14 protein-coding genes are annotated in these 13,759 nt (G+C 69.1%); 4 read left to right on the forward strand and 10 right to left on the reverse strand.

The genetic code is table 11. The features are described 5' to 3' along the window. Positions 1 to 63 precede the first annotated feature (63 nt). Positions 64 to 1,608 carry an alpha/beta fold hydrolase gene (locus AB0F40_RS13455; protein ID WP_357467856.1) on the forward strand — a complete coding sequence of 515 codons (1,545 nt, stop codon included), beginning with the start codon at positions 64 to 66 and terminating at the stop codon, positions 1,606 to 1,608. Positions 1,609 to 1,774: 166 nt separating this feature from the next. Continuing rightward, positions 1,775 to 3,274 carry an SDR family NAD(P)-dependent oxidoreductase gene (locus tag AB0F40_RS13460; protein WP_357467859.1) on the forward strand — a complete coding sequence of 500 codons (1,500 nt, stop codon included), beginning with the start codon at positions 1,775 to 1,777 and terminating at the stop codon, positions 3,272 to 3,274. A 31-nt stretch (positions 3,275 to 3,305) separates the two neighbouring features. On the opposite strand, the gene AB0F40_RS13465 is transcribed toward AB0F40_RS13460, so the two are convergent. Both AB0F40_RS13465 and AB0F40_RS13470 read right to left on the reverse strand, forming a co-directional pair. Continuing rightward, the gene (locus AB0F40_RS13465; RefSeq protein WP_357467861.1) at positions 3,306 to 3,707 is read right to left on the reverse strand and encodes a VOC family protein; all 402 of its coding nucleotides are present in this window, start codon (positions 3,705 to 3,707) and stop codon (positions 3,306 to 3,308) included. 96 nt (positions 3,708 to 3,803) lie between these two features. Beyond that, positions 3,804 to 4,148, reverse strand: coding sequence for a type II toxin-antitoxin system PemK/MazF family toxin (locus tag AB0F40_RS13470; RefSeq protein ID WP_357467863.1), 345 nt, complete (start codon positions 4,146 to 4,148; stop codon positions 3,804 to 3,806). Positions 4,149 to 4,598: 450 nt separating this feature from the next. On the opposite strand from AB0F40_RS13470, the gene AB0F40_RS13475 reads away from it, so the two are divergent. Continuing rightward, positions 4,599 to 5,585, forward strand: coding sequence for an Abi family protein (locus tag AB0F40_RS13475; protein ID WP_357467866.1), 987 nt, complete (start codon positions 4,599 to 4,601; stop codon positions 5,583 to 5,585). A gap of 337 nt (positions 5,586 to 5,922) precedes the next feature. After that, positions 5,923 to 6,129 (forward strand): hypothetical protein, encoded by a 207-nt coding sequence (locus AB0F40_RS13480; RefSeq protein ID WP_357467867.1) that lies wholly within the window; start codon positions 5,923 to 5,925, stop codon positions 6,127 to 6,129. Between the two features lie 296 nt (positions 6,130 to 6,425). Here the strand turns inward: AB0F40_RS13480 and AB0F40_RS13485 are convergent, their stop codons facing one another. The 8 genes from AB0F40_RS13485 to AB0F40_RS13520 form a co-directional block, all read right to left on the reverse strand. After that, the gene (locus AB0F40_RS13485) at positions 6,426 to 6,764 is read right to left on the reverse strand and encodes a hypothetical protein (RefSeq protein WP_357467869.1); all 339 of its coding nucleotides are present in this window, start codon (positions 6,762 to 6,764) and stop codon (positions 6,426 to 6,428) included. Beyond that, complete coding sequence (locus AB0F40_RS13490; protein ID WP_357467872.1) at positions 6,754 to 8,700, reverse strand: polymorphic toxin-type HINT domain-containing protein; 1,947 nt, start codon at positions 8,698 to 8,700, stop codon at positions 6,754 to 6,756. The genes AB0F40_RS13485 and AB0F40_RS13490 overlap by 11 nt, the downstream gene beginning before the upstream one ends. Before the next feature lie 116 nt (positions 8,701 to 8,816). Then, a complete protein-coding gene (gene pdxS, locus AB0F40_RS13495; protein ID WP_357467874.1) occupies positions 8,817 to 9,731 on the reverse strand; it encodes a pyridoxal 5'-phosphate synthase lyase subunit PdxS in 915 nt (304 codons plus the stop codon). Between the two features lie 172 nt (positions 9,732 to 9,903). Next, positions 9,904 to 10,491, reverse strand: coding sequence for a hypothetical protein (locus AB0F40_RS13500; RefSeq protein WP_357467877.1), 588 nt, complete (start codon positions 10,489 to 10,491; stop codon positions 9,904 to 9,906). Next, complete coding sequence (locus tag AB0F40_RS13505; protein ID WP_357467895.1) at positions 10,488 to 11,684, reverse strand: glycosyltransferase family 4 protein; 1,197 nt, start codon at positions 11,682 to 11,684, stop codon at positions 10,488 to 10,490. Before AB0F40_RS13505 ends, AB0F40_RS13500 begins: the two co-directional genes overlap by 4 nt. A 29-nt stretch (positions 11,685 to 11,713) precedes the next feature. Then, positions 11,714 to 12,667: a phosphatidylinositol mannoside acyltransferase gene (locus tag AB0F40_RS13510; protein ID WP_357467879.1), complete on the reverse strand. Its 954-nt coding sequence runs from the start codon at positions 12,665 to 12,667 to the stop codon at positions 11,714 to 11,716. Then, complete coding sequence (gene pgsA / locus AB0F40_RS13515) at positions 12,667 to 13,287, reverse strand: phosphatidylinositol phosphate synthase (RefSeq protein ID WP_357467881.1); 621 nt, start codon at positions 13,285 to 13,287, stop codon at positions 12,667 to 12,669. Before pgsA ends, AB0F40_RS13510 begins: the two co-directional genes overlap by 1 nt. Beyond that, a partial coding sequence (locus AB0F40_RS13520) for an HIT domain-containing protein (protein WP_357467884.1) occupies positions 13,287 to 13,759 on the reverse strand: 473 nt, incomplete at its 5' end. The genes AB0F40_RS13520 and pgsA, both read right to left, overlap by 1 nt.

The following is a 13,759-nucleotide window of genomic DNA, read 5'->3' on the forward strand; positions in this document are numbered from 1 at the left end:
GGCACGACGTTGCATACGATCCAACGGTCAGCGAGAACCGGTATCGCCCGGAGGCTCAGCAGGGTGGTGATCGCGGCGGCGCTCACCGTCGGGACGGTGGCGGCCTGTGCCGCCGCCCCGGAAACAGACGCGACGAGCGGGGACGCACCATCGGTTGCCGCCGAGGCACCCACCACGCCGCGCATAGCCTGGGACACGTGCCCGGAGCTGGCCGAGGGCGCCAGTCGCGACCCCCGGCTCATCTGCGGAACGGTGCAGGTTCCGCTCGACTACCAGGACCCCGGCGGCGAGCAGATCGAGGTAGCCGTCTCGAAGCTGCCGGCAGCGGAGTCCGGCGACCGCCGCGGTGTCCTGCTGCTGAACCCGGGCGGCCCGGCGTTGCCCGGCCTGGACACACCGGGTGCCGTGGCGCCGACCCTGCCGCCGTCGGTGCTGGGGGCCTACGACCTGATCGGCTTCGACCCCCGCGGGGTCGGGCACAGCACCCCGCAGAGCTGCGGCCTCGAGGACCCGTCCCTCGCCGGCCTCTTCCCGTACCCGGCCGCGGACGGCTCGATCACCGCGAACGTCGACCGCGCCCGGAGCCAGGCCGAGCTGTGCGCGACGAACGCCGGCGAGAAGCTCCGGTACTTCACCACCGCCAACACGGCCCGCGACATGGACCGCATCCGGGCGGCGCTCGGTGAGGAGCAGATCTCCTACTGGGGTCAGTCCTACGGCACCTACCTCGGCGTCGTCTACGGGTCGCTGTTCCCAGAGCGCGCCGACCGGGTGGTCCTCGAGGGCAACGTCGACCCCACGAAGGTCTGGGCCAACGCGAAGGACAACTGGGGCAAGGCCATGTCGGAACGCTTCCCCGACGCGGCGAAGGTCGCCGCGGCGCAGCACGCCACGCTCGGACTGGGCGACACCGTCGACGAGGTGACCCAGAACTACCTCGCACTCGCCGACCGCCTCGACCGCACTCCCGCGCCCGTCCCCGGCACCGAGCTGGCCCTGACGGGCTCGATGCTGCGCACCCTCACCTACAGCCTCCTGCTGCACAACGACTCGCTCCCGATGCTCGCGCAGCTCTGGAAGGCCGCCGCCGGACTGGCCGACGGCATGCTCACCGAGGCGGACGGCGAGGTGCTGCAGCAGGTGTTCGCCGGGCCGCCGCCGACCCTTGGCGTGCCGGCCGACAACCAGGCGACCATGTTCCTGGCCCTGACCTGTGGTGACGCGCAGTGGTCCGACGACGTCGACGAGTACGCCCGCCGCACCGCCGAGGACCGGGCGGCCTGGCCGCTCAGCGCGGGAATGCCCGCCAACATCTGGGCGTGCGCGTTCTGGCCGGAGCCGATCGAGGAGCCGGTCTCCGTGACCGACGAGGGACCGCGCAACACGCTGATCCTGCAGAACCGCAGGGACAACGCCACACCGTGGGAGGACGGCCTCGGGCTGTACGAGGTCCTCGGCAAGCGAGCGGCTTTCGTCGGCGCGGACAACGGCGGGCACTACGTCTATGGCCAGGGCTCCACGTGCGTGGACGAGGCGACGGTGACGTTCCTGACCACCGGCCGGCTGCCGGACAAGAAGGTCTACTGCACGGACGTCCCCCCGCAGTGATCCTGGTCACTGGCGAGAAGTCTCCGTAGGCGGGACTCCTGGTGGCCCGGTCGCTGATCAGCCGCCGTTTCACCAGGAGTTCCGCTGCCGCGGTGTTGAGCCTGAGCGCATCTGCGCGTGGTGGACCGAGCCGGGCGCCGGGCCCGGGCGACAGTTACCCTACGGGGTGCCGACGAACGCGGGGATCGACCCGGACGAGCTCGCCACCACCCTTCGGGTGCTGGGCAGCCTCAAGGATCTCGACCCCAACCATCCCGACGTCCAGACGGTCAAACAAGCGACCGGTTACATGTGGAAGCTGCTCAAGAAGTCCCGGAAGGCAGCTGTCCGCGAGGAGATCCAGGCGCACGACCGGAGCGTCATCGAGCAGACAGCGACAGGTTCGGCGGCGCGGATCGACGACGAGACCGCCGGCATCCCGCTGGTCTCGACCGCGCCGGGGTCGTTCGCCGGGGAGCTGCGCACCGCCCGCGGCTGCTACATCTGCAAGACGGACTACACGCTGGTCGACTCGTTCTACCACTGGCTGTGCCCCGCCTGCGCCGTGAAGAGCCACACACGGCGCGACCAGCGCACGGACCTGACCGGCCGCCGCGCCCTGCTCACCGGGGGCCGGGCGAAGATCGGCATGTACATCGCGTTGCGCCTGTTGCGCGACGGCGCTCACCTCACCATCACCACCCGCTTCCCGAAGGACGCGGTGCGCCGCTTCTCGGCGATGCCCGACGCCGCCGACTGGCTGCACCGGCTCAAGGTCGTCGGGATCGACCTGCGTGATCCCACCCAGGTGATCGCCCTCGCCGACGACGTCGCCGCGGCGGGTCCGCTCGACATCCTGGTCAACAACGCCTGCCAGACGGTCCGCCGGTCCCCGGGGGCCTACTCGCAGCTCGTCACGGGCGAGTCGTCGCCGGTCGCCCCGCTTCCCCACGGGCTGGAAGCGCCGGAGATGGTCACGTTCGATCACGTCTCGGAGGCGCACCCTGCCGCGATAGCGGGGGCGCTGACCGCCTTGTCGGTCGCCCACCGCGAGGGCCAGTCGCAGGACGACGCCGTCGCGATGCACAGCGCTGCGTCCCTGACGGCGCTGGCGCTCCGGGCAGGCTCGGCCTCCCTGGACGCCCACCTGGCCGGCACGGCCGTCGATGCCGGCGGGCTCCTCCCCGACCTGCAGACGACCAACTCGTGGACCCAGGTCGTGGACGAGGTCGACCCGCTGGAGCTCCTGGAGGTCCAGCTCTGCAACGCGATCGCGCCGTTCCTGCTCATCTCCCGGCTGCGGCCCGCGATGCGGGCCGCGACGTCCACGGCGCGACGCGGGTACGTCGTCAACGTCTCGGCGATGGAGGGGCAGTTCTCCCGCCGCTACAAGTCCGCGGGACACCCGCACACCAACATGGCCAAGGCCGCCCTCAACATGCTGACCCGGACCTCCGCGGCGGAGATGTTCGAGAAGGACCGGATCCTGATGTCCGCGGTGGACACCGGGTGGATCACGGACGAACGCCCGCACCAGGAGAAGCTGCGGATCGCCGCCGAGGGCTGGCACGCGCCCCTCGACCTGGTCGACGGCGCCGCCCGCGTCTATGACCCGATCGTCCAGGGCGAGGCCGGGACCGACCTGTACGGCTCCTTCCTCAAGGACTACGAGCCGTCGCCCTGGTAGAACCAGCGACGGCGTCGTCCGACAGGATCAGCTATCCCAGGCTTCCATCTGTGTCCTGAGCGGCCGGCGGCTGGATCAGGTCCCACGGCATCCCATAAGGGTCTTCGAACACCGCGACCGTTCCGTATACCTCGTGGCGAGGGTCCTCGCGGAACCGGACGCCGTGGGCCACCATTCGGGCGTGTGCGGCGGCGAAGTCGTCGGTCTCCAGGAAGAACGCGACGTCACCGCCCGCCTGCCTCCCCACGGTCTCGCCGTCCGACAGCGCCAGCACGAACCCGGTCCCGCCTTCGGACGGCCCGACGACGACACGCCGCCACCCGCCGTCCAACGTCTCGTCCTGCCGTACGGCGAAGCCGAGAGCGTCGACAAAGAACCGGAGGGCCTCGTCGTGGTCACGGACGAGATAGGTCACGTCACCAATGCGCAGCATCCGCCGAGGCTACCCGGGGGGATGAGATGCGGGCAGGCGTCTCGAGCCAGTCTCCCTCGTGCCATCGCCTCCATCGCCCGCCCGCCGGGTCGACCATCACAAGTCCACGACTCGTCGAAGACCTGCATCGACGACGTCCATCAGGTTGTCAGGAAGCACCAATCCGGTGGAGTCGATGTCGGCGCGGTCCACGGTCATCGGCTGGGACACGTTGACGACTGAGTCCTTTGGCAGCCCGGACGCCAGGGCCGGCAGGAACACATTGCCGGGGTGCCGTGCGAGGGCCGTGTTCGACGTGATCGGCAGGACGACGATCGTTGCGATGCGCGACTTGTTGTACTGATCGGACTGCACGACGACGGCCGGTCGTCGCTTGGCAGGCACACTGCGCTTGGGCTCTCCGAAATCGACCCAGCACACCTCTGCGCGCCGGATCACCACCCGTCCGACGCCTCGACCAGGCGCGCGTTCGCGGCTCGGCGGAGCTCTGCGGTGTCGTCGCCGGGCTCACTGAATGCCGCCGTCAATCTAGTTGAGTCCCGCATAGTGGTGTAGCGCGGTCGCCGTGAACGGCCAGCATCGCCCAGTGCCAGGCTTCATCGTGGAAGACCAGGCCGCGGAACGGAACATCGTCCGGCTAACCGGAGACCACGAGAGCCACCTAGAGGAAGGCCACGAAGCAGGCAAGGTCCGCGCGATCGGAGTGTCGCTGCGTTCTACGACGGATGACCCAAGGCCTGGGCCACGTTCCGCACGGCCAAGGAGGCCTTCGAGGGTTCAAGCTCCACCGAGCGGCCTCGAGCCGAACAGGCTCCCTCGTGCTAATCTGGATCCATCACGATCAGCCCGTTGCCGCAAGGCGCGGGCTGATTTTCTTTTCCGGGGAGGACCATGGCGGAGTACGCGAAGCCGTGGCTGTCCGTCGACGAGCAGATCGATCGGCTGGCGGGGCACGGAATTGAGGTCGAGGACCACGGACGAGCCACGTCGCTCCTGCAGGCAGTCGGCTACTACCGCCTCACCGGCTACCTCTACCCGTTCCGAGGGTCCGAGCAGCACGTCGACGATGAGGGCCGCACGCGGATCCGTGTGCTCAGCGACTACCGGGCGGGCACGACACTGCGGCACGCCGAGGACATCATCGACTTCGACCGGCGGCTGCGCATGCTAGTCATGGACGGCGTCGAACGCATCGAGGTCGCCGTCCGCATGCGGATCGGCTACGTGCTCGGCCGGAGGTCCCCCTTCTCCTACGAGGACCCGAACTGCTTCACCGAGGCCTTCACCGCCGAGAGCACCGACGCCCGGGACGCCGCGCCGAGCAGGCACGTGCAGTGGCTCCAGCGCGTCAACAACAGGAAGGCCAGTTCTGACGAGCAGTTCGTCGAGCACTTCCGGGAGAAGTACGACGACCGCATGCCGGTCTGGGCACTCACCGAGATCCTCGAGCTGGGCCACCTCTCCGTCCTCTACCGCGGCATGCACCAGCAGGACGCCGAGGAGATCGCCCTGGCGTTCAGCGTCCCGACGAAGAAGATCATGATCAGCTGGCTCGCCAGTCTGAACTACGTCCGCAACGTCGCGGCGCACCACTCCCGGCTGTTCAACAGGAAGCTCCAGCACGCGCCGGCCCGTCCGAAGGCGGGACAGATCCCGGTCCTCGACCACCTGCGGGACGAGAAGACGGCCAAGGGCATCTTCGGGACCTACAACGCCCTCGCCGTGATCGCCTACATCCTGCCGTCCATCGACGCCGACTCGGACTGGGCGAAGCAACTGGCAGCGCTGCTGCGGGAGTTCCCCGCCTCGCACGCCCTGACGGTCGCGTCGATGGGGGCTCCGCAGGTCTGGGAGTCGCTCGACCTCTGGCGCGACTGACCTGATGGTCCGTGAGCCAGCGCTGCAAGCGAAGTCGGATCTCAATCTTGGACCACGGCACCAGTCGTACAAGCCGAACTGAAACGGCAAGGCCGACCCCGCCGAATCACGACGGCGTGGGCCCAAAACGTCTCGCCTATGGCGGCTTTACCAGTCACGCTCAGCGAGCCGGTATCTCTGCGGCACTTCGTCGACGTTCATTCCGAGATCCAAGATTGCGAGGCGTGACGACGGGCAGTGCTTAGGGCAGGGTGGTGCCGTCCGAGGAAGCCGAGAACGGGCGGCCAGACCTCAGGTCTCGCCCAGCTTGAGTTTCGGTGGCTCGTGCTTTGATGCCATGGACCAGAAGACGGACAACGGCTGGTGGTACTACTACAGCCAGAGTTCGCTCGAGGCTGCAGACAGGGCACGGGTAACCGACGTACTGGCGGACGAGTACGCCCCTGCAGACCTCGCCGTCGCCCATGACTCCACCCCGACGTACAGCGGCACCGACGAGACGCACCTCATCCTCATCGAGAGCGCTGTACCCGGCGGGAACTAGGGCATCACATGGTGCAGCGATCCGATAGCCGGGTACGAGTGCGACCAGCACTACGTCGACGTCGCGGATTCCGCACGATCTGGACCGCATCCACTATCGCGGCTCCACCTGAGCCCAATCTGAGCGCAGTTCCGCCTGCCTCACGAGCCGGGTCCCATGCCGTGGTCCAAGATGGTTGCGACGTTCGTGACCACACTGGTCTTCATGGTCGGAAGCGCTCTGCACACGCCACGGTGCGAGCCGCTCGCCATCTGCACAAACGAGCAGCCACTCGATAATGTAGATGGAAATGAGGCTCAGTGCCCTTCGGCCTCGCGAGCCATCGCTTCCCCGTACTCGGTCAGACGCAACCGGAATCCCGCACCCATCGGCCTCCAGTCGAGTTCATCCAACTCGTCCCTTGACCGGATAAGCCAGTCGACAACCGTGCCGGGCCAATCTTCGAACCCGGCATCGCCAGGACGCCCAGGAACCATCAGACCGCTCGAATAAAGTCGACCAAGAATTTCGATCGCTCGCTCCTTGGAACCCTCATCGAGGTTGCCGTGAGTCGTGAACCATACAGCATTATGGAGCGAGACCCAGTCATCGAGGCCATCCTCTAGAAACTCGGAGATGATCTCATCATCCTCCATTGATGTGCACCTTTCGCTCCCTGCCCGCCATGGGCAAGACCTCAATCGTCGCGCCGCCAGATCTCGACGAGGTACGCCACTGAATCCGAGTGCCGTCGGCCAGTTCAAACGCATCGGAAACCTTATCACCGCGAGGCTCAACCCGATCCGCCCCTGCGGACCAACTGTCGAAAACATCCCTGAGCTCATCCTGTGAAGACACCGTCTTCACGTACTTGTTCTTGGGGTTTCGACCCGGATCAAGCTTTCGGAACGACGTCGTGACATTGTCGAATGTCATCGATGCGCCAACCACCGGCCCACATGCGTTATGGACGAGGATCGCTTCGATGCCGACGTGGTAGGTGTGGAGGCTGAGAACGGCAATGTTATAGGCGGCCCCTTCGCGTGTTGTCTCGATGTCGAGCCCGCTGACTGTCAGTTCGGTCCCGTCAGCCGATAGGACCTTCTCACCACGTGCAAGGTCTCTCGCGTCCTGGAAGGTGTGGTCGCTCGACGACCAGAAGGGGTGGTCTGCGGTCGTGGTGATCGTCTTGCCGCTGGCGAGCCGGAGGTCCACGAGCGTGTCCTGGTGGACGAAGGTGTCGATCACTCGACGCGGGCCGCTCAGCCCAGAGATCGGGTCCGTCGCATGGACCTCATCACCGGGCCGGACGTCGTGGATGGGCTTGTACGAGCCATCTGCCATCAGTACGGGCGTCGGCGCGGCGAATGACCTGAAGCACCCGGGCGGCGCGGCGACCGGGAGTTTCTTTCCCTTCGCCGCGATGAAGGTGACGATCTTCTCGACAGCCTTGACGACCGCGGGGATCGCCTTGACGGCTTTGATCGCCTTCCCGACCGGCAGCACGCTGATCAGCGTCATCGTGCACGCGAGAATGTCCGCCTCGGTGAAGCGCTTCTCCAGATCCGTCAGGCCAATGAAGTCCTTCATGATCGGCCAGAGTTCCTGAATGATCAGCTGCTGGACATCCGCCTCCACGGCTACGACAACCTCCGGCATAGCCGCATCGAGCGGGAGCAACGGCTCCGGGACGGTGGACCCGCTGACCGTCCGCGTCAGGCAGACCTCCGAATCCGCCGCGCCCCGCTCCAGGACCTGTTCGTGGTAGACGTCGGTGTCGACGATGCACGCACCAAGCGGGCCTTCCATGATCCCGCCCCAGATGACGACAGTTTGATCCTCGCCCGCGCGTTCACGCAGGTAACTGTCGAGTTCCGCCGAGAAGCGCATGCGCGCCAGGTTGTACTCCGACTCGAAGTAGAGAACCTTGCCCTGAAGAACCTCATCCCCGACGGCCTTGTAGTCCTCGACCCACTCAGGCCTGTCAGCAACGAACTGCCGCGGCCCTTGATAACCAACCCGGGGATCGCCGTTCTTCTCACCCTGCCCCTCGTCAGCAGTCTGAGAGTCAGCGGTATCGAGCCGGACCGCCGAAACGTGTTCGACCGACATCGATGACACGTTATTGCCGCCAGCGCCCTCAGAAGCCGCGTCGGCATCCGCAGCTTCGCTACCCGTCAGTTCCCCACCCAGTGCCCGGTAGGTGCGCGCATACGGGTCAAGCGTGTCCGTGGTGATCGCAGGATCGCTCTTCGCGGCGGCGTAGTCGAACACCCCGCCGGCGTCCACGTGCGTATCGATCGCGTCCAGCTCGCCCATGATCGAGGCGGCCGTGAAGTCCTGCGGAACCTGATCCGGATACTTCTGCCGCACTTGAGCAACTGCCTGCTCCAGGAAGCGCTCGACGTCGGGCAACTTCTCCAGCTCAGAGCTCGCGTCCACCACGGACGTGTTCCCACCGTCCGTCCGCCCAGCCGTCGACGTCGGGGACGGCCCCGGCGCCTCCGCCGCCGGCGTGCAACCAGACATGACCACAGCGACCGCCGCGATCACCACCATCACGAACCAGGCGCGAACCTCGCGAGCGAGCATGAACACCCTTCCCCACACGACACAACCACGACCGACGCGGAAAGGCCCCGCAGACACAAGGTCCACGGAGCCTTTCCCACTCCATCAGGGCAGATCGACGCCCTCAGGACAGGACCTCACCAGCCGCGCTCCGCCAGCCGCACCGGCGCCGGCTCGTCCTCGACGTTGATGCCGACCATCGCCTCGCCCAGACCGCGCGAGACCTTGGCGACCACGTCGGCGTCGTCGAAGAACGTCGTGGCCTGCACGATCGCCTTCGCACGCTGCGCCGGGTTGCCCGACTTGAAGATGCCGGAGCCGACGAACACGCCCTCGGCGCCGAGCTGCATCATCATCGCGGCGTCCGCCGGGGTGGCGATGCCGCCGGCGGTGAACAGCACGACCGGCAGCTTGCCGGTGGTCGCGATCTCCTTGACCAGCTCGTACGGCGCCTGCAGCTCCTTGGCGGCGACGAACAGCTCGTCCTCCGGGAGCGACGTCAGACGGCGGATCTGCTGGCGAATCTGACGCATGTGCGTGGTCGCGTTCGACACGTCGCCCGTGCCGGCCTCGCCCTTCGAGCGGATCATCGCCGCACCCTCGGTGATGCGGCGCAGCGCCTCACCCAGGTTCGTCGCACCGCACACGAACGGCACGGTGAAGTTCCACTTCTCGATGTGGTTGGTGTAGTCCGCAGGGGTCAGCACCTCGGACTCGTCGATGTAGTCGACGCCGAGCGACTGCAGCACCTGCGCCTCGACGAAGTGCCCGATGCGCGCCTTCGCCATCACCGGGATGGAGACGGCCTCGATGATGCCGTCGACCATGTCGGGGTCGCTCATGCGCGACACGCCACCCTGCGCACGGATGTCGGCGGGCACTCGCTCCAGGGCCATGACGGCCACCGCACCCGCGTCCTCAGCGATCTTCGCCTGGTCGGGCGTGACGACGTCCATGATGACGCCGCCCTTGAGCATCTCGGCCATACCGCGCTTCACGCGCGCGGTGCCAACCGTGCCCACGGTGTTCTCGCCGGTCACGGATTCAGTCACGGTTACCTCGCATAGTTCTCGCCGGTGGGATCGACGCCGGTCGTTCCGGGCGCGGTCGGCGCCCTACCTCGATCCTATCGCCCGGCTCAGGCAGCCCCCGCCCGCTGCCCGCGGACCGGTCACCCGCCGACGGACCGCTCACCCTCGGGCGGGCCCGGCCGACCCGGGTGGGTCACCCGCCGTTGGGCTCCAGCGCGTGCGGCAGCGCGTCGTCCAGCTCCACCGTCCGCGGCATCGGCGCGCGGCCGGCCAGCCGGAACAGCCGCACGTACCAGAGCCTGCGCACCCGACGGGCCTGCGCGACCGCCTCGTTGTGGAAGCGACGGGCCAGCGTCGCCCGGTACCAGGCAGCGGCAAGCGCCGTCACGACCGTGCCGGCGGGCCCAGCCCGCAAGGCCCGGATCGACTCCGGCGCCCCCATCGCCTCCCGCAGCGTCCCCGTGAGCCCCGACTCGGCCCGCTCCCGGGCCGGTCCCAGGCCGTCCATCTTCAGCGCGGCCGCCGGTGAGGTCACGGGCCCCACGTCCGACGCCGCGTACGCCGCGTCGGCCACCAGGACGGCGCTCGCGGGGTCTAGCACACCCGACGCCGCGAGCTCGACCGCCGCCGACGCCCGCCGGACGAGCTGCGCGTCGAGCGCTATCCGGGACGCGGCGACCTTGCGGTGCAGCCGGTCCAGGCGGTAGGCGCCCCGCCAGGCGAGCAGCAGGCCGACCGCGAGCGCCCCGAGCACGATCAGCGCCATCTCGGACCAGGTCATCCGTCGCCTCCGACCCGGCGTGGGAACAGCCCCAGGACGCGCCCGACGACGTCGCCGCCGATCGCGTGGTCGGCAGCGAGGGTCATGTCGTACACGGCGAGCACCTGTTCGGTGACGCCGGACCAGTCGAACCGCTGGACCCAGTCGGCGGCGTGGGCGCGGTAGGCGTCCCGGCGTGCGGGGTCGGCCAGGAGGGTCAGCACCGTCGTGGCGAGGTGGTCGGGGTCGCCGGTGCGGAACAGGGCGCCGGCGGCGCCGTCGTCCAGGACGCGCTGGAAGGCGCCGAGGTCGCTGGCCACGACGACGGATCCCGCGCTCATGGCCTCGACGAGCACGATGCCGAAGCTCTCGCCGCCGGTCTGGGGCGCGACGTAGAGGTCGGTGGACGCCAGCAGCTCGGCCTTCTCGGCATCGGTGATGCCGCCGAGGAACTCGACGGACGAGGCATGTTCGCCGAGCAGCTCGCGGGTCTCGGCGACGACGCCGTTCCCGCGTCCGGCCACGAGGAACCGCGCACCGGGCACGCTCTTGAGGATCGTGGGGGCGGCCTGCAGCAGGACGCCGAGGCCCTTGCGCGGCTCGTCGAGCCGGCCGAGGAACGCGATGGTGGGCGCGTCGGGGGTCCCGGTCCACCGGGGACGCCGGGGGCTGCTCGCGAAGACCTGGGTGTACACGCCGTTCGGGATCACGACGGCGTCGCCGCCGAGGTGGTCCACGAGGGTGCGCCGCGCGTCCTCGGACACGGCGATGCGGGCGGCGATCTTCTCCAGGGACTGCCGTACGAGCGGGTAGGCGACCTGGAGCGCCCGCGAGCGCACCTGCGAGGTGTGGAAGGTGGCGACCACCGGCTCGGTGGCCTGCCACAGCGCGAGCATCGAGAGCGACGGCACCATCGGTTCGTGCAGGTGGACGATGTCGAAGGGGCGGCCGTCGATGCCGCCCTCCAGCCAGCGGCGTACCCGCGTGGCGGTCAGCGGGCCGAAGGTCAGGCGTGCGACCGACCCGTTGTACGGCACCGGAACTGCTCGGCCGGCGGCGGTGACGACGCCGGGTAGCTCGGCGTCGTCGCTGGAGGGGGCGAGCACCGACACCTCGTGCCCGGCGGCCTGGAGCGCCTCGGCGAGGTCGCGCACGTGGAACTGGACGCCGCCGGGGGCGTCGAAGGAGTAGGGGCAGACGAGGCCGACCCGCAGTGCGCGGTGGCTGCGCCGCCGCACGACCCTCATCCGGGCTCCCGGCCCCGGGAGCCGCGCGGACGGGCGGGTCCGAGGTCGGCGACGAACACCCGCTGGAGCATGTGCCAGTCCTGGGTGTGCTCGACGATCGTCCGGGTGAGCTGGTCCACCCAGCCCTGGGTGAGGAGTCGGACCCGTTCGTCGCGCGGCAGTGCGGCGTCGGGCACAGGGAGGGGCGGGTAGAACCGGACCACGATCCCCCACGGCGTCCCGGCCGATCGCCGGCGTGAACCGCGCAGCCGCTCGTAGCTGATGCCCACCGCGTGCACGGGGATGTCGGCCTCGAGGCCGAGCAGTGCGGGTCCGGCGGCTACCCGCGCGCGGTGCCCCGCGAGGTCCACCTCGATGCCGGTCGAGGTCAGGTCGCGGTCGCTGAGCAGCGGGATGAGCCGGCTGCCCTCCTTGGCGCTGCGGACCAGGGAGCCGAGCACGTCGCCGTTGCCAAGGGCCAGCACCTCGATGCCGAGCGAGCCGCGGAACCGCACGAACTCCTCGAACAGCTCGTCGGGCTTGAGCCGTTCGGCGACGGTGAGCACGCTCGCCCAGTACTGCGAGCCGTAGGCGCCGGCCAGGTCCCAGTTGCCGAGGTGGCCCAGCGCGAGCGCGGCAGCGCCCCCGTCGTCGACGACGGGGCGCACGTGCTCGTCGTAGCCCTCGACCCGCACGCGCGCCCGGAGCCCTTCCGGGGTGACGCCCTGCAGGGTGAACGCCTCGCGGAAGTACCGCATGTAGCTGCGCATGCCGGCCCGGGACAGCCGGCGCACGGCGGCGGCGTCGAGGTCCGGCCGGACGCGCGCGTAGTTGTCCTCCATGCGGCGCACGCTCTTGCCGTGCCGCAGCCAGGTGAGGTCGGCCACCGCCGTGAACAGGCCGCGGAGCAGCGGCTCGGGGATCTTCGTGGCGTTCCGCCACGCGAACGTGTACGCCGCCGCGACGTCCATCAGGCTCCCTGCCGCATGAGCTGTGCCCGCACGGTGGCCATGCGCTGGACCACGGTCACGAGGCTCGCGAGCGCCAGCAGCGTGAGCACCACCTCCAGCACGACCACCGGCAGGCCGACTTGCAGGAACGTGAACGGGACGAGCGCCAGCACGAGGCGGTCTGCGCGCTCGGCGATGCCGACCTGCACGGTCGCGCCGACGCTCTCGCCGCGGGCGCGGGCGTACGGGACCACGCTGCCGAGCACCAGGCACGCGAGCGCGACGGCGATGCCCCACAGGCCGTGGTGCTCGTCGGGGTGCAGCACGAACCAGAGGGTGATCCCGGCGAACACCGCGCCGTCGGACACCCGGTCGAGCGTCGAGTCGAGGAACGCGCCCCAGGGGCCCGAGCGGCCGGCCTGGCGCGCCATCACCCCGTCGAGCGAGTCGAAGAGGACGAAGAAGCCGACGAGGAGCCCGCCCACGAGGGTGTGCCCCGTGGGGAAGAGCGCCAGGGCCACCGCGGTGACCACCACCGTGCCGGCGACGGTCACCGCGTCGGGCGAGACCCGCAGCGCGAGCAGCAGGCGGGCCAGGGGCGTGAAGACCGTGGTCATGAAGGAGCGCAGGCCCCGGAACATCAGTTCTCCTCTCCGCCCCCTGCTGTCACCCACGCCTCCGCGAGTCGGCGGCGGGTGTCCCCCAACAGCTCGGGCAACGCCTTGGTCTGGCCCACCACGGGCAAGAAGTTCGCGTCCCCCAGCCAGCGGGGCACGACGTGCTGGTGCAGGTGCGCCGCGATGCCCGCGCCCGCGACCTCCCCCTGGTTCATACCAAGATTGAAGCCTGCCGGCGTGTACACGGCGCGCGACACGCGCACGGCCCGCTGAGTCATCTGTGCCAGCTCGACCGTCTCCGCCGCGTCCAGATCTGTGTAGTCCGAGACGTGCCGGTACGGGAGCACCATGAGGTGCCCCGAGTTGTACGGGTAGAGGTTCAGCACCACGTAGCACAGCTCCCCGCGGGCGACGACGAGGCCCAGCTGCGGACGTCCAGGCCCTCGCCGACGCACAGGATCGGCGTCAGGCCGTGCGCGAAGGCAGCCCGCACCTT

The sequence above is a fragment of the Promicromonospora sp. NPDC023987 genome (assembly GCF_040639055.1).
Lineage (GTDB): Bacteria > Actinomycetota > Actinomycetes > Actinomycetales > Cellulomonadaceae > Promicromonospora.

Coding starts and splice junctions, on each gene's coding strand:
- AB0F40_RS13480 (WP_357467867.1), top strand. CDS start 5,923: ATGGACCAGAAGACGGACAACGGCTGGTGGTACTACTACAGCCAGAGT.
- AB0F40_RS13490 (WP_357467872.1), bottom strand. CDS start 8,700: ATGCTCGCTCGCGAGGTTCGCGCCTGGTTCGTGATGGTGGTGATCGCG.
- AB0F40_RS13485 (WP_357467869.1), bottom strand. CDS start 6,764: ATGGAGGATGATGAGATCATCTCCGAGTTTCTAGAGGATGGCCTCGAT.
- AB0F40_RS13475 (WP_357467866.1), top strand. CDS start 4,599: ATGGCGGAGTACGCGAAGCCGTGGCTGTCCGTCGACGAGCAGATCGAT.
- pgsA (WP_357467881.1), bottom strand. CDS start 13,287: ATGTTCCGGGGCCTGCGCTCCTTCATGACCACGGTCTTCACGCCCCTG.
- AB0F40_RS13510 (WP_357467879.1), bottom strand. CDS start 12,667: ATGGACGTCGCGGCGGCGTACACGTTCGCGTGGCGGAACGCCACGAAG.
- AB0F40_RS13465 (WP_357467861.1), bottom strand. CDS start 3,707: ATGCTGCGCATTGGTGACGTGACCTATCTCGTCCGTGACCACGACGAG.
- AB0F40_RS13500 (WP_357467877.1), bottom strand. CDS start 10,491: ATGACCTGGTCCGAGATGGCGCTGATCGTGCTCGGGGCGCTCGCGGTC.